12 protein-coding genes are annotated in these 16,674 nt (G+C 37.6%); 6 read left to right on the top strand and 6 right to left on the bottom strand.

Annotation, left to right across the window (positions count from 1 at the left end; genetic code table 11):
- The first annotated feature begins 198 nt into the window (after nucleotides 1-198).
- The 3 genes from ACFIMK_RS06080 (at nucleotide 199) to ACFIMK_RS06070 (ending at nucleotide 4,474) form a co-directional block, all read left to right on the top strand.
- Nucleotides 199-1,872, top strand: a complete 1,674-nt coding sequence (locus ACFIMK_RS06080; RefSeq protein WP_375638168.1) for a formate--tetrahydrofolate ligase — start codon at nucleotides 199-201, stop codon at nucleotides 1,870-1,872.
- 188 nt (nucleotides 1,873-2,060) lie between these two features.
- Nucleotides 2,061-2,294 carry a 30S ribosomal protein S21 gene (gene rpsU, locus ACFIMK_RS06075; protein WP_012754552.1) on the top strand — a complete coding sequence of 78 codons (234 nt, stop codon included), beginning with the start codon at nucleotides 2,061-2,063 and terminating at the stop codon, nucleotides 2,292-2,294.
- Nucleotides 2,295-3,913: 1,619 nt separating this feature from the next.
- Nucleotides 3,914-4,474, top strand: coding sequence for an SH3 domain-containing protein (locus ACFIMK_RS06070; protein ID WP_375612838.1), 561 nt, complete (start codon nucleotides 3,914-3,916; stop codon nucleotides 4,472-4,474).
- 46 nt (nucleotides 4,475-4,520) lie between these two features.
- Here ACFIMK_RS06070 and irrA read toward each other — a convergent pair whose 3' ends face one another.
- Nucleotides 4,521-5,033: an iron response transcriptional regulator IrrA gene (gene irrA / locus ACFIMK_RS06065; RefSeq protein ID WP_375612837.1), complete on the bottom strand. Its 513-nt coding sequence runs from the start codon at nucleotides 5,031-5,033 to the stop codon at nucleotides 4,521-4,523.
- Between the two features lie 232 nt (nucleotides 5,034-5,265).
- On the opposite strand from irrA, the gene fabA reads away from it, so the two are divergent.
- Genes fabA through fabI form a run of 3 tightly spaced genes read left to right on the top strand, consistent with a single transcriptional unit; the run spans nucleotide 5,266 to nucleotide 7,920 of the window.
- Nucleotides 5,266-5,775: a 3-hydroxyacyl-[acyl-carrier-protein] dehydratase FabA gene (fabA, locus tag ACFIMK_RS06060; RefSeq protein ID WP_273722474.1), complete on the top strand. Its 510-nt coding sequence runs from the start codon at nucleotides 5,266-5,268 to the stop codon at nucleotides 5,773-5,775.
- 57 nt (nucleotides 5,776-5,832) lie between these two features.
- Nucleotides 5,833-7,053, top strand: coding sequence for a beta-ketoacyl-ACP synthase I (gene fabB, locus ACFIMK_RS06055; protein WP_375638167.1), 1,221 nt, complete (start codon nucleotides 5,833-5,835; stop codon nucleotides 7,051-7,053).
- 48 nt (nucleotides 7,054-7,101) lie between these two features.
- Complete coding sequence (fabI, locus tag ACFIMK_RS06050; protein WP_375610038.1) at nucleotides 7,102-7,920, top strand: enoyl-ACP reductase FabI; 819 nt, start codon at nucleotides 7,102-7,104, stop codon at nucleotides 7,918-7,920.
- A gap of 1,845 nt (nucleotides 7,921-9,765) precedes the next feature.
- Here fabI and gpsA read toward each other — a convergent pair.
- The 5 genes from gpsA to cyoA form a co-directional block, all read right to left on the bottom strand.
- On the bottom strand, nucleotides 9,766-10,773 hold the full coding sequence (gpsA, locus tag ACFIMK_RS06045) for an NAD(P)H-dependent glycerol-3-phosphate dehydrogenase (RefSeq protein ID WP_375612834.1): 1,008 nt from the start codon (nucleotides 10,771-10,773) through the stop codon (nucleotides 9,766-9,768).
- Between the two features lie 399 nt (nucleotides 10,774-11,172).
- Complete coding sequence (cyoD, locus tag ACFIMK_RS06040; RefSeq protein WP_375693526.1) at nucleotides 11,173-12,921, bottom strand: cytochrome o ubiquinol oxidase subunit IV; 1,749 nt, start codon at nucleotides 12,919-12,921, stop codon at nucleotides 11,173-11,175.
- On the bottom strand, nucleotides 12,921-13,589 hold the full coding sequence (locus tag ACFIMK_RS06035) for a cytochrome (ubi)quinol oxidase subunit III (protein WP_375628427.1): 669 nt from the start codon (nucleotides 13,587-13,589) through the stop codon (nucleotides 12,921-12,923). The genes cyoD and ACFIMK_RS06035 overlap by 1 nt, the downstream gene beginning before the upstream one ends.
- Nucleotides 13,586-15,604 carry a cytochrome o ubiquinol oxidase subunit I gene (gene cyoB, locus ACFIMK_RS06030; RefSeq protein WP_375611433.1) on the bottom strand — a complete coding sequence of 673 codons (2,019 nt, stop codon included), beginning with the start codon at nucleotides 15,602-15,604 and terminating at the stop codon, nucleotides 13,586-13,588. The genes ACFIMK_RS06035 and cyoB overlap by 4 nt, the downstream gene beginning before the upstream one ends.
- A 76-nt stretch (nucleotides 15,605-15,680) precedes the next feature.
- Nucleotides 15,681-16,652, bottom strand: coding sequence for a ubiquinol oxidase subunit II (gene cyoA / locus ACFIMK_RS06025; RefSeq protein ID WP_375611432.1), 972 nt, complete (start codon nucleotides 16,650-16,652; stop codon nucleotides 15,681-15,683).
- Nucleotides 16,653-16,674: the final 22 nt, after the last annotated feature.

Below are 16,674 nucleotides of genomic sequence, written 5' to 3'. Positions count from 1 at the left end.
CTGCTTAAAAGCAAAAAGATTCTTTTTCCTAAAAAACAATAAAACTCTTCTTGTGCTTCTTTAGCATTATCTCTTGCATGGCATATCATCGATTTCTATGATATCTTAATATTTTTCTGTTCTCTATGAATTTTTCTAATTAATCCATGGAGTACAGATCTCAAACATTAATAAAAGCTGAATTTAAAGAATTTTTCCATGCCTAAAACTGATATTGAAATTGCTCGCACTGCTAAAAAGCAACATATTATTGAAATTGCACAAAAAATTGGTATTTCACATGAAAATCTCATTCCCTATGGTCATGATAAAGCTAAAATTTCTTCTGAATACATAAAATCGCTTAATAAAAATCCAGATGGTAAACTTATCCTTGTCACAGCTATCAATCCCACACCTGCCGGAGAAGGCAAAACAACAACAACAGTTGGACTAAGTGATGCTCTTAATCTTATTGGTAAAAAAACAATAGCTACCTTGAGAGAACCATCTTTAGGTCCCTGTTTTGGTGTAAAAGGTGGTGCTGCTGGTGGTGGTTATGCGCAAGTCATTCCAATGGATGACCTTAATTTACATTTTACCGGTGATTTTCATGCTATTACATCTGCTCATAATCTTCTTGCCGCAATGATAGATAATCATCTTTATTGGGGAAATACTCTAAACATTGATCCACGTCGCATTGTTTGGAAGCGCGTTCTTGATATGAATGACCGTGTATTGCGCGATATTGTCATTTCATTGGGGGGCATAACAAATGGTTTTCCACGTCAAACAGGTTTTGATATTACTGTTGCATCAGAAATTATGGCGCTTCTTTGTCTCTCTGAAAATTTAGAAAACCTTACACAAAGACTCAAAAAAATTATTGTTGCTTATCGTTATGATAAAACGCCCATCACCGTTGCTGATCTCAATGCGGAAGGTGCAATGGCAGTTCTTCTCAAAGATGCTATACAACCCAATCTCGTACAGACAATTGAAAATAATCCTGTTCTCGTTCATGGAGGACCTTTTGCCAACATTGCTCATGGTTGCAATTCAGTTATAGCAACAAAAACTGCTTTAAAACTTGCTGATTATGTTGTCACAGAAGCAGGGTTTGGAGCAGATCTTGGAGCAGAAAAGTTCTTCAATATCAAATGTAGGCAAGCAGGTATTGTACCAAATGCTACAGTGATCGTCGCAACTATTCGTGCATTAAAAATGAATGGTGGTCTGGATAAAAATAACCTGACAGAAGAAAATATCACCGCTTTAGAAAAAGGAGCTGCCAATCTTTTACGACACATAAAAAATATGAAGCACTACGGTATTCCTTGTGTTGTGGCTATCAATCATTTTGACAGCGATAGCGATGCTGAAATAAAAACATTACAAAAAATAGTTGCAACAACTGGACACAAAGCTATTATCTGTAAGCATTGGGAACAAGGTGGAAAAGGCGCTATAGAACTTGCACAAGAACTCGTTACCTTGATTGAAAAGCACGATTCTGATTTTAAAGTTCTCTATCAAGATGATATTCCACTCGTTCAAAAAATTAATTGTATTATAACAAAGCTATACGGTGGACGTGGCGCCATCATCTCAGCCCCTATTCTCAAACAACTTGAAACTTGGGAAAAAGAAGGTTTTGGCGTCTACCCTATTTGTATGGCAAAAACACCTTATTCTTTTTCTTCTGATCCCACGCAATACGGAGCTCCTGTTGATTTTGAAATTCCCATACGAGAAGTTCGTCTCTGTGCGGGAGCCGGCTTTATTGTTGTCATTTGTGGAGATGTTATGACCATGCCGGGACTACCCCATTATCCCACGGCTGAAAAAATTCATCTTGACGAAAATGATCAAATACAAGGACTTTCATAAATTTATAACCGTAAATTCTATCATTCATTATAAAAAGCGTTTTTATTGTAAAAAAAATAGAATTTTAAAAAGCGATATAGACAAATGTCTCATTTATATGATATAAGTGCTTGTCCTTTTGGATATGCCTTTAAAAGGACGTAGGTTTTTTCCTATCATTTATGACACTGAAAAAAGCAGGATAGATAGTGCAAGTACTCGTTCGTGATAATAATGTTGACCAAGCGCTCCGTGCGTTGAAAAAAAAGATGCAGCGTGAAGGTATCTTCCGTGAAATGAAAATGCGTAGTTATTATGAGAAGCCATCTGAGAAGCGTGCTCGTGAAAAAGCTGAAGCTATTCGTCGTACACGCAAGCTTGCTCGTAAGCGTGCACAAAGAGAAGGTTTTGTTAGTAACGGACGAACTGTTGCGGTAAAGTAATATACTTTATGATATTATATAATTGCATAAGCAATAGATAGTAAGCTACTAGAAAATTTTATCTTCATAGGCAATTGCGATGAATTGCTTGGGTAGGTTTTTATGTACAATGTTATCTAATATGTTAGTTATTTGAAAATAATAAGGTTTCTATCATAGAGGTGGTTTTTATTTCACTCTTATATTTTAAAAATAGATAACAAACTACACTTGAGATATTTAAGCGACTTTTTCCTATGTAAATTGAGTGCGGGGTGTTTTATTATCACTTTTCGCTATAATTTTCTCCTTCTGGATATCTCTTACATCACTGCTTCTTATGTACAAATTTCATGATGAACTTCTTTTTTGTCATTAAATATTCTACATCTTTCGATCATCCTAGGTCTGATTACAAAACAAAAATAACTATCGCAATATGCGATTGTGTGTAAAATATAATATCAAATTCATAATCCTCTTTCCCTTCAGTTATGTAACGAAACGATATAATTCCATAACTTTTTATATCTCTTGATTCTATCTCTCTAAAGGATGACGAATTTCAACCACTGCACTATAGATTCTTTTTTCTTGATAAATTTCTTCTATTCATCACTTATGTAATTACCCTCATCAGTGTATCGAATAAGCCTTTCTATTTCATTCAACTTTCTTCTATACTGAGTTAGAGAAAAAGAAAATTGACAATAAACAGAGAAAACACTGTATTTTAATATGGATGAATGTGCCTTTTATTACCATTTTTGATGGAAATGTTTTTAAAATTTAAATAACGAGTTAAAGTTTTTAACGCGGAGATTTATTATTATAAGTAATCGTTTTTCATATTAAGTAATAATTCTGAATAACGTAAAGTTTCTCAACACTTTCTCATATTGAATCAATCAAGATTATTTTCTTGTACATCATAAGCGGGATTCGTATGCAAATAGAATAAAAGCTATTTAAGAAAAAACAAAAATGCTTCTTATAAACACTATAAATAATAGGAACTGCATAACATTGAAAGCTGGTAAATAGAACGATGGAGCCAGCTTATCTACCATACGGATAAGCATTATCATGGCATAAGATTAGAGTGTAGAAAATTTTATAAATGAATTATCACGAAAAAGTGTCCTGTTAAAATTAGCCCTTCATATATCAATCTACTCTATAATGTTGCTCATATTTTTACGCTTAAATGTTTTATTTATCGTATTATTTTGTTCATTCAAAACTTCTTTTCAAGCCACACAATAATCCCTTTCTGAACAGCTCTTTGTTCATAGTATGCATACATGCACTTTTACTTTGAGAAACAAACTCAAAAAAGAGATGCAATACTTTAGCCCTAATTTCCTGTACAAAAACTGCCTATGGCTCCAATATACTTTACTGTTTTATCACGCTTACAGCTACATAAAAATCTAATGTTTATTTATATCTACCCCCTCATAAACAAGATAAGCACTAAGAAATACAAACCTTTTGTTTTCCTTATTTTGATATTTTTGTAGCAATTTTTTCATCGTTTAGATCTCTTTAACGAGCAATGTGTCATACTTTTTATCAGTTTCCAGTCTTATCTTTCAGATTTTAAATTTCCAATATATGACGAAATAAAGGAGTTCGGTGTGCAAAATTCTCGTTGGTTTCGCGTTTCAATACTCATATCATGTATCTTAATAGCAATAGTCATTGTATTGGGTTCATCTCATTTGTTGCATGCACAAACATTTAATCAAAATTTAGGGCCCAGTGGTTTACCACTTCCGCGATTTGCTTCGATTAAACCCACCAGCGTTAATGTACGCGTCGGACCAGGAAGCAACTATTCAATCATTTTCACCTACAAAAAGAAGGGCTTACCTATTGAAATCATTCAAGAATATGATCAATGGCGCAAAATTCGTGATGCAGAAGGCGATGAGGGATGGGTGTATCAATCGCTTTTATCGGGAAAGCGAACTGCTATAACTATTCCATGGCAAAAAGATAAAACAAAAAGGCTGATGCTACGAAAAAACCCCACCGACAACGCAGAACTTGTGGCGGAAGTAGAACCTAACGTCATTGGTAACATCCGCCAATGTGATGGACAATGGTGCGAACTAAACATTAATAATACGCGCGGATGGCTTCAGCAACCCCAGTTATGGGGAATCTATCCTGATGAAAAAGTAAAAGGTTGGTGAATACTCAAACTCAACAAGTTTAATTTTTATTCCTCATTGAATATCCTCACTGCCTATCACAAGATTGATTTTTTGGTTTCAATCGCACGATTAAATCAACATGTGAAATTTCCATACCTTCTGGTGGCTTAGGCAAATTTCTAATAATGGGAGCTTCTTCCAAATTATAAGGAATATCAAGAATACGATTTTCGCCTTCTATATAAAAATGGTAGTGATCAGAGGTATTGGTATCAAACCAAGTTTTTGAGCCTTCTACGGCAATAATCCGTAATAATCCCGCTTCCGTAAATTGATGAAGCGTATTATAAACCGTTGCTAAAGATACAGGTACACCTGCCCTCACCGCTTCCTCATAGAGCTCTTCAGCAGTAATATGACGATTTCCTTGAGAAAAAATCATATGTGCAAGTTCCAACCGCTGACGTGTTGGACGCAGACCATTTTGACGCAAATGTTTTTCTAACATAGAAATGGAATAATATTGCACAATTTTTCCACACTCTTTTGTGAACTGCTGCTCTTCATTCATATCTAAATTGTCTGCACTCACTGACATAATTACAAACCCAAATATATTCCTGCTAAATAAGATCAAAATACAAAAAAATGGGAATAGTATGGTGTAATCTTGTATTCCATTTTTAAATAATTACCTATGTAGAATACATAAAAAAAGGCTTTTGTCATTAAAAATGATATAAAATCATTTCCCTCTCTTTAAAATTTGCTCTAAAAGTAGGTTGGGAAAAGCGCAGAAATAAAGATATATGCAAATAAATGGAGTAACAATGGCTGAACAAAAGTCTCGCTACACATATGAAGAGCTTCTAAGCTGCGCTCGCGGCGAAATGTTTGGTAGAGGTAATGCGCAATTGCCAGCACCGCCAATGTTAATGATTCATCGAATCACTCAAATTAGTGAAACTGATGGTAAATACGATAAAGGAATGGTTCGCGCCGAATTTGACATTACACCAGACATGTGGTTCTTTAATTGTCACTTTATAGGCGATCCCGTCATGCCAGGATGTCTCGGACTGGATGGTATGTGGCAATTAACAGGTTTTTTTCTTGGTTGGCTAGGCGAACCAGGCAAAGGAAGAGCAATATCAACAGGTGAAGTAAAGTTATCAGGGATGGTAACTCCACAAACCAAAATTCTTGAATATGAAATAGATTTTAAGCGTATTCGACGTGGAAATTTAGTCTTAGGAATAGCTGATGGGTGGCTAAAAGCAGATGGAGAGACTATTTATAAGGCGAACGATTTACGCGTTGCTTTATTCAAAGAAGATTGAACGTTATTTCCGTCAGAAAGAACTTTTCACTATTCTGTATGGAACGAGGAGGTATGAATGCGTCGAGTTGTTGTAACCGGAATGGGAATTGTCTCCGCAATTGGAAATAATCCTAGAGCTGTTTTAACCAGTTTACGTGAAGCAAAATCCGGAATTTCTTACGCACCTCAATATGCTGAATTAGGCTTTCGTAGCAGAGTTTATGGCAAGCCCGATATTAATATAGAAGAACTCGTAGATCGACGTGCTCTACGTTTTCATGGGCGTGGAACAGCATGGAATCACATCGCCATGGATCAAGCAATTGCTGATGCGGGTCTAGAACCGCATGAAGTATCGAACGAACACACGGGTATTATTATGGGTTCTGGAGGTGCTTCAACACATTCAATCGTAGAAGCTGCTGACATTACACGCCAAAAAGGTCCAAAACGTGTTGGACCTTTTGTTGTCCCTAAAGCGATGAGTTCCACAGCATCTGCAACATTAGCAACTTTCTTTAAAATAAAGGGGATCAATTATTCAATCTCTTCAGCTTGTGCTACCTCCAATCATTGTATTGGTAATGCTTACGAAATGATACAATATGGTAAACAGAAGCGCATCTTTGCCGGTGGCTGCGAAGATTTGGATTGGACACTATCTGTTTTATTCGATGCCATGGGCGCTATGTCCAGCAGATATAATGACATTCCTCACAAAGCTTCACGTGCTTATGATGTTAATCGTGATGGTTTTGTCATTGCTGGAGGTGCTGGCGTTTTAGTCCTTGAAGATTTAGAACTTGCTAAAGCACGTGGTGCAAAAATCTACGGAGAAATCGTTGGATACGGTGCGACATCCGATGGACATGATATGGTTGCCCCATCAGGAGAGGGAGCAGAACGATGCATGCGCATGGCCCTTGCAACAGTCGATAATAAAATTGATTATATCAATCCCCATGCGACAGCAACTCCTGTTGGTGATCCTCCTGAGATAGAAGCTATCCGTCGTGTCTTTGGAGCAGGTGATCAATGCCCCCCCATTTCCGCTACCAAGTCTCTAACAGGACATTCCTTGGGAGCAGCAGGTGTTCACGAAGCAATCTATACATTGTTAATGATGAATCATAATTTTATTTGTGAAAGTGCCCATATTGAAGAACTTGATCCAGCTTTTGCTGATATGCCAATCGTTCGTGAACGACGTGATCATCAACAACTGAATACCGTATTGTCGAATACTTTTGGCTTTGGCGGTACCAATGCAACGCTTGTTTTCCAACGTTATGTATAAACAAAAGCTCTTAGTAATTGAAAAAAGTACGGTCTTACGGAGAATAATATGAAAGGTTTGATGGAGGGCAAACGCGGCCTTATTATGGGAATTGCGAATGACCATTCAATTGCTTGGGGCATTGCCTGTCAGCTCGCACAAGCAGGAGCGGAATTAGCGTTGACTTATCAAGGAAATGCTTTTGGAAAACGTGTTCATCCCCTAGCAGATAAACTTGGCTGCAAATTAGTGCTAGAGTGTGACGTTGAAAAAAGTGAAAATATTGATTACGTCTTTGAGCAACTTGAAAAAGAATGGAAAACAATTGATTTTATTGTCCATGCCATTGGTTTTTCAGATAAAACTCAGCTAAAAGGGCGTTACGTTGATGTTACAACACGTGAAAACTTTCAACGCACGATGGTTATTTCAGCTTATTCCTTTACTGAAATTGCCCAGCGCGCGGGTAAGCTTATGCCCAATGGAGGAACACTTTTAACTCTTACCTACGGTGCTTCACAGCAAGTTGTGCCTAATTATAACATCATGGGTGTTGCTAAAGCAGCTTTAGAAGCTATGGTACGTTATTTAGCAGCGGACTTTGGTCCTCAAAATATTCGTGTCAATGCGATTTCCGCTGGTCCTGTTAGAACTTTAGCAGGTAATGGTATTGCAGCTGCACGGGCAATATTTTCACATCAACGCCGTAATGCCCCATTACGGCGTACCGTAGATATTCATGAAATTGGAAAATCTGCTCTTTATCTACTCTCTGACTTATCATCAGGTGTTACAGGTGAAATCCATTATGTTGATTCAGGCTATAACATCATGTCTATGCCAATACTTGAAGAACTGAAAAAAAGTGACGATTCCCAAGAAGAATAAAATTTATTTCATTGCACTAAAAAAGAAAATCAATCATGTACATAGTGCTTTAATCGGGTATTGAGTACTTTCTCAGCTATATAATAGTGTATTGACTTATAATAATATGACGTAAGGAATATGTGCAAATGTTTGTAAGAATAAGTCAATACAAAACCAGATGTACGATGCCTTGTTTCGCAAAATATTTTATAAAAGCCGGAATATTTCTTCAATCCATGGTTGATAAAGTGTGTATTTTATGACGTTATTTACCTTACTAAAGCATACGCTTTTGCCATTGCTTATAAATCAATATCCAACCCTCATGCCACCGCAGTTTGAAACAGAGATTAGAGAATTATTAAAACCCTTAGTTTCAGCTTTTGTGTAGCAAATTGAAAAAAATATTCCTACCGTTTGATTTATTCTTGAAACGCAAATACAATCTAATTTAGGATGAATATGAAGGCGTAAAGAAATCAATCATAATCTTACTATTGTTCTTTAATGAAAGCATTGCTCTGATGTGTCAGGTAAAATAGAACACCCAAAAACACTATAGCTGTTTCTCCTTCATGCATTTTTTAAAGATATCTCTCAATGCACGCCATTCCATTTCACAATGGTACCTGTAGAACATATAAAAAATCCTTGTGAAGTACATAAAATCCTTTTTTTACCACCATTTTAATGTTTATACAGATGACAAACCGACACCGTCATTTTACTTGCCATGTTCTAATATTGAAACAACCCTTGACACTTGAGATGATTCATTAGAAGTATCTTTAATAATTTTTATCCACATACTAACCCGCTTGTGACAAGCAAACATATATTTTTAATTAACCCAATACAAAAATAAAATGAATTATTTATATAAATCAATTTTTTATCTTTATAATCACATTATTTTTCAGTTTAAATGACAGCCACAAACAAGTACAATAACATTTTTTCAATCTTAGACTTTCAAAGTTATAATTCCAAAAATCATTTCTTGCATATAAAAAACAGAATTGACATGTGAGAAAATAAAAGGCTTAAATATCTCTACTGAACAGCTTCAAGTGCCAAGAGCTGTCTCACAACATTTGGGGGTGTAATGATGCTCGTCTTCCTCCTTCATAAACATAAAGATGGGGATGTGCACAATAGCTTTATCGGTTACACTATTCACAGTCACCGTCGCAAATTGGACTTAGGATTTTTAAGAGAGGTCTCTTTAAAACAAGCACGTGAATATATAACAGCAATCGTGTTTTTTTGGACGTTCTATTTTACCTGACACATCAGAAAAATGCTTTCATTAGAAAATGAGAAAAATAAAGGTGTGAGATAATCTCCATTATTTAAAAGATATTGCTTTAGATAGCGTAAAACTGAATTTAAAAATGATTGTAGAAATGGGAACAGATTTTCAGCTTTAAAATTTCATCTTCTTCCCAAATTAGATTGTCTTCTTGTTTTAAAGAATTACAAAAACAGAGATTCACAATATCCCTGCCCCGATATTCTTAGCTTATACGTTACATAAATAAGATGCTTCTACCTAATGAGTCTTGTATTATTCTGTTTGCAAATATCATTGTGAGATGAATTTAAGAGACAATAAAAATATCTTGTTCATTACATTACATAAACACGTATAAGTGGAAACGACAATTTATCTTCAAAGAGATAGCTCTTAGACAAAAGCCAAAACTTTTATATTTCAGCCATGTTTCATAAAGAATCGAATGATATGAATCTATAATTTTCTGGAATATGACTGCCTTATACAACCATCAATAAAATCTATTTTATATGTCTATCATAGCATGTTTCTATTTTTTACGATTGGAATTATTAAAAAACAGGATATCATTGAATTTCGTCCTTGAGAGCGCGGCTTAGTAATGTGTTTGCCGCTTCAGTTATATTTTTACCACAATAGAGAATTTGATAAATTTGTTCTACAATGGGCATTTCTACCCCAATACGCTGCGCCAACGTATATACTTCCTTGGTATTTAAGTATCCTTCCACAACCTGACCAATTTGTTTTTCTGCTTCTTTTATATCTATTCCTTTACCAAGAAGTATTCCAAAACGGCGATTACGCGACTGATTATCAGTACATGTCAAAACCAGATCACCTAAGCCTGTCATTCCCATAAATGTGGAAAGCTCAGCACCCATAGCCTCCCCTAAACGACTGATTTCAGCTAGTCCTCGTGTGATAAGAGCTATTCGTGCATTTGCCCCAAAACCTATGCCATCTGATATTCCTGCACCAATAGCAATAACATTTTTGACTGCCCCCCCTAATTGAACACCAATCATATCTGAACTTTTATAAACTCTAAAACTTTTGTCACAATGAAAAAGTTGCTGCAATTCTTTACCAAACTCAACATCAGAAGCTGCTATCGTCATTGCAGTAGGCCAACCAATAGCTAGTTCTTGAGCAAAAGTTGGTCCAGAAAAAACAGCTAAAGGAATTTTTTCACCTAAAATCTCACGAGCAACCTCTTGTAAGAAACGTCCAGTACCATGTTCTAAACCTTTTGTAGCCCAAATAACGCGTGAATGCTGATCTAAATAAGGCTGAATATTATACAAAACTTGATGAAATACATGGCTTGGAACAGCGATTAATATATTGTGACTTGCCGTTATTGCAGTTTCAAGGGAAGCTTCAAGTAATAAATTTTCAGGAAATCGAACATCGGGTAAATATACTTGATTACAACGTTGTTCCTGTAATTCTTTGATATGTTGAGGACTATATCCCCAAAGTAAAACATTATGACCATTACGGGCAAGAGCTATCGCTAATGCAGTACCAAAAGAACCAGCACCTATAACTGTCATTGCAACGGTTTTCATTAAATTTTCTGATTATTCTCTAAATTTTTGATTTCAATTGCATATTATTATTACAAATAATTTTAATGCTATCTTTAATATAAATTCTTTAAATCTAAAAATATTACTGCTTCGTAGCTTTTTTATCTCACACAATATAAAAATTTGTTTCGCACATTCTCTTTCTTTGTAGTAAATTTTACAAACATCACTTTTTGTATATTCTACAAATAGCTATTTGTCTCAAAAATTAAAGATTGGCTAAATACCCCACGGACTTTCTCTTTTAAATTAAAAGTATATTCAAAATAATGATACTCATTCCACTGATATCTTGTACTTATCTCCTGCTTTATATCCTACAAATTTCTTCTACGAAGCTGATACATGCCGCATCAGCTCCGTAGATATTTCTAACAACTACTCCACAGGAAACTGCGTATTTGGACCTTGCTCCATGGGCATTTCTGAACCAGGTGCTTGATCTACAGGAGTTTGCGTACTTAGACCCTGCCCCATAGGCATTTCTGAACCAGGTGCTTGATCTACAGGAGTTTGTGTACCTAGACCCTGCCCCATAGGCATTTCTGAAACAGGTGCTTGATCTACAGGAGTTTGCGTACCTAGACCCTGCCCCATAGGCATTTCTGAACCAGGTGCTTGATCTACAGGAGTTTGCGTACCTAGACCCTGCCCCATAGGCATTTCTGAACCAGGTGCTTGATCTACAGGAGTTTGCGTACCTAGACCCTGCCCCATGGGCATTTCTGAACCAGGTGCTTGATCTACAGGAGTTTGCGTACTTAGACCCTGCCCCATAGGCATTTCTGAACCAGGTGCTTGATCTACAGGAGTTTGCGTACTTAGACCCTGCCCCATAGGCATTTCTGAACCAGGTGCTTGATCTACAGGAGTTTGCGTACTTAGACCCTGCCCCATAGGCATTTCTGAACCAGGTGCTTGATCTACAGGAGTTTGCGTACTTAGACCCTGCCCCATAGGCATTTCTGAACCAGGTGCTTGATCTACAGGAGTTTGCGTACTTAGACCCTGCCCCATAGGCATTTCTGAACCAGGTGCTTGATCTACAGGAGTTTGCGTACTTAGACCCTGCCCCATAGGCATTTCTGAACCAGGTGCTTGATCTACAGGAGTTTGCGTACTTAGACCCTGCCCCATAGGCATTTCTGAACCAGGTGCTTGATCTACAGGAGTTTGCGTACTTAGACCCTGCCCCATAGGCATTTCTGAACCAGGTGCTTGATCTACAGGAGTTTGCGTACTTAGACCCTGCCCCATAGGCATTTCTGAACCAGGTGCTTGATCTACAGGAGTTTGCGTACTTAGACCCTGCCCCATAGGCATTTCTGAACCAGGTGCTTGATCTACAGGAGTTTGCGTACTTAGACCCTGCCCCATAGGCATTTCTGAACCAGGTGCTTGATCTACAGGAGTTTGCGTACTTAGACCCTGCCCCATAGGCATTTCTGAACCAGGTGCTTGATCTACAGGAGTTTGCGTACTTAGACCCTGCCCCATAGGCATTTCTGAACCAGGTGCTTGATCTACAGGAGTTTGCGTACTTAGACCCTGCCCCATAGGCATTTCTGAACCAGGTGCTTGATCTACAGGAGTTTGCGTACTTAGACCCTGCCCCATAGGCATTTCTGAACCAAGTGCTTGATCTACAGGAGTTTGCGTACTTGCACCTTGCTCCATCGAAACCTCTGAGCCCTGTATCTTTTCTGGCTGTTTTCTTACGGATATATCTTTGTTTGATAACTGCTCAGACACTGAAGAATCATCTCTACTTGATATTTCCGGTTCAATAACACGTCCTGAACCACCCATCATATTATAATTCAAATGAGAAATAGCCCACCAAGTTCCCCCAATAATAACAAAAACGCAAATAGCAGCAAACCACAACGCGCTTAAATTCCACTTGGCGTCTGGACCAGAATTCAAGTGCAAAAAGAAAACAATTTGTACTATAATCTGAATAATCGCCATCCCAATAAGATACGCAACCTTTGTACTAACTGCCCAACTTTCCATCATTCCATACATCACAGGAATAAAAGAACCCAAAGTGAAAAATACAGCCAGAATAAAACCAACCAAATAGGAACCAGTACTGGGACCATGTGTTTCATTTTGCACGCTCATCACAACGCTCCTAATAGATAAACCATGGTGAAAACACCAATCCATACAATATCAAGTAAATGCCAAAAAATGGAAAGACATGCTAAACGTGTTTTATTGTTCTGATCCAAGCCATTACGACGAAGATGAAAAAACATCACAACCATCCAAAGAAGGCCAACACTTACGTGAAGTCCATGGGTGCCAACCAAAGCAAAAAATGCTGACCAATAAGCAGAGAGAATTTCCCGTCCAAAAAGCTGTAAACCTGTTGCAGGATCAATACCCGCATAAGCATTTGGATCAAAATAAAAAACCTCACTCAAAAGTTCATGAAATTCGTAAAGTTCCATACCAATGAAGCAACACCCCAATCCAAAGGTAATAGCCATCCATAAACGCACACCACTGATGTTATTTTTATGTGCTTGTACCATTGCAAAGCCATAAGTGACGGACGAAAACAACAAGAAAGCAGTCTCAACCAAAACAAACTTTAAATCTATAAACTCACTGCCCGCTTTACCACCACCATAAGAAGCAGAAAATACAGCAAAACTTGAAAACAGTGTCGAAAACAGGATTAAGTCTGAAAGAATATAGACCCAAAAACCAAACGTCATTACCGAGCTACTATCGTGGTGAAGTTCATCTATAGTACTCGCGTTATTCATTGTTACAGCACTCATACTGTCACTCCTTGCTCTTTAAGAACAGCCGTAAAGGCATCTTCAGTTTTTTGCACTTCTTCAGCTGGAATATAGTAACCATGATGATCACCTGTTAATGAATGACACACAAGCGTTGCAATAAAACCAACCAGTCCAACCGCAACAAGCCACCAAATATGCCAAACAAGCGCAAAACCAACAACTAATGAGAAGAAGCCAGCAATAATTCCAGCCGATGTATTCGATGGCATATGAATTTTTGTAAATCCACTTGTCGGCCGTTGATAACCACTTTTCTTCATATTCCAATAAGCATCATCAGACTGTATCTTTGGAAGGAGGGCAAAATTATAAGAAGGAGGCGGTGAAGAGGTAAACCATTCAAGTGTACGTGCATCACCCCAAGAATCATTTAATGTTACCGGTAAGTGCCCTTTATGCTTAATACCGTACCAAATCGCCAAAACAACCTGTAGCACAAAACAAAGGATACCAAGTAAGATAATACAAGCACCCAATGCAGCAATAATAAACATCGGCTGCCAACTAGGTTCCATGTAATGCTGAAGACGACGCGTCGCCCCCATTAAACCAAGCGCATAAACGGGGAAAAAGGCAAGGTAAAAACCAATAAACCAACACCAAAAAGATGTAATACCTAGTATGCGATTTGGTTTATAACCAAAAACTTTTGGAAACCAAAATGCAATCCCCGCTAAGTACGCAAAAACCACACCTCCAATAATTGTATGATGGAAATGTGCTATCAAAAAGAGCGAATTATGAAACTGCCAATCAGCAGGAACAATAGATAATAAAACACCTGTTAATCCACCACCAACAAATGTAAAGATCATACCCATGCACCAAAGCATAGGAGGCTCAAAGCGAATCCGACCTCTATACATCGTAAGCAGCCAATTAAAAACTTTTACACCGGTTGGAACTGCAATAATCATCGTAGCAATACTAAAGAAGGTATTTACAGCTTCACCCCCACCCATTGTGAAGAAATGATGGCCCCAAACAAGAAGCGAAAGAATCAAAATAACCAACATGGCCCATATCATTGAAGTATAACCAAAGAGGCGTTTTGAAGAAAAAGTTGATACAACTTCAGAAACAATTCCAAAAGCAGGAACAACCAAAACATAAACCTCAGGATGACCAAAAACCCAAACATAGTTAATCCATACCATCGGATTTCCGCCACCAACATTGGTAAAGAAATTCATGTTCAAATAACGATCACATGCCAAGAGTGCAAATGCTACAGCCAAAACAGGATAAATGACTACAATAAGAACATTGCTGACAAAAGCACTCCAACAAAAAATAGGCATTCTCATCATTGTCATTCCAGGAGCACGCATTTTAATCATCGTTGCAATAAAATTCACTGATCCCATTGTTGTTGCAATACCAGAAAGCTGAAGTGACCATAAATAATAATCTACCCCTGTATCTGGACTCGTTTGCAATTCTGTAAAAGGTGGATACATCAACCAACCACCACGACCAAAATTCCCAACACCTAGGGATATGTTAATCAATATCGCCCCTGCAGCCGTAATCCAAAAACCTAGATTATTTGCAAAGGGAAAAGCAACATCACGCGCACCAATTTGAAGTGGTATAAGATAATTAAAAAGACCAAATAAAATAGGCGTGGCCATGAAAAAAATCATGATCGTACCATGCGCCGAAAAAATTTGATCAAAATGCTCAGGGGGCAAATAACCTGCTGTTTCACTCCCAAGAGCTAAAGCTTGATGCGTTCGCATCATAAGTGCGTCCGCAAAACCGCGAACAAGCATAATAATTCCAAGAACGATGTACATAATACCTATGCGTTTATGGTCAACCGTTGTAATCCAATTTCGCCATAGAATCCCCCACCACCCAAGTACTGTTAGAGCAATAACAGCAATTAAACCAACCAAAACAATCGCAATACATGTATACAAAACGATCGGTTCATGTGCAAGCGCATGAAAAGCACCTGCCGTAGGATCTGTAAGTCTTCCAAACATTTCTCAACCCATTTCAAATGAAATTCAAGTTTAAAAGAAACCTTTGTTAAAAGGGCTCTTTACTTTATTGACTCTGTTAAATAACATCAGGATCAAATACTGAACATAGTGCACCCCATAGCGTCTGAGCAGCAGCACGTTTCATTAAATCTTCATTACATACCGTCTTTTCATCGACACATCGATTCACAACACGATAGTAAAGCCGCTTCTCAACAGGTGCAAAATAACGAACTTCAGCATCTTTTTCCTTCGCAGCAATATCACCCATACGAGGCGCAATAGAAAGTTGACGATAAGATGAACGATCAAGTACTCGACCATTAGCCCGAGCTTTTACAATCCAATCCTCAAAATCCTGCAAAGACACAGAATGCCACTTAAACCGCATACCCGAAAAACCATCACCACTATAATTTGCTGAGGCTCCTTTGAATACTCCTTGCTCTTCAGCGACCAAATGCAACTTAGCATTCATCTGCGGCATAGCGTAAAGAACTGTACCCAATTTGGGAACCCAAAAAGCATTGACAGAATTCTCTGACGTCAATTGCAATAAAACTTGACGTCCTTCAGGCGCATAAATCTCATTAATCGATGCAACACCGTATTCAGGATAAATAAAAAGCCATTTCCAATCAAGAGCAACAGCATCAATCTGTAATGGCTTTCCTTCACCTACAACTTCCACTGGAAGAGGATTTGTAGGTTCAAGCTTATAGGTATAATAAGCTGTTAATGAACCTAAAACCATTACAATTACAACTGGAATACCCCACATCAATGCTTCAATTTTATTTGAATGTGCCCAATCAGGAGAATAGTCCGCTTTCATATTCGATGCACGATATTTTATAGCTAAAAATACCACACTCACCATAACTGGGATAACAATACAAAGCATCACCACCACACAAACAACGATCAAAATGAGCTGTTGACGTGCAACATAACCTGATGGCTGCATAACATCAATTTTACAACCAGACAAAAGCAGTGCTCCCCCTAAAATCACAAGCATTTCTAATTGTCTAACAAAGCTTTTCATCTCTATTTACCCCCGTCATACG

It is taken from the genome of Bartonella sp. AP280QHHD, assembly GCF_042196125.1.
Lineage (GTDB): Bacteria > Pseudomonadota > Alphaproteobacteria > Rhizobiales > Rhizobiaceae > Bartonella.
The sequence above is the reverse complement of the archived record's forward strand: the minus strand, read 5'-3'. Positions and strand labels throughout refer to the sequence as shown.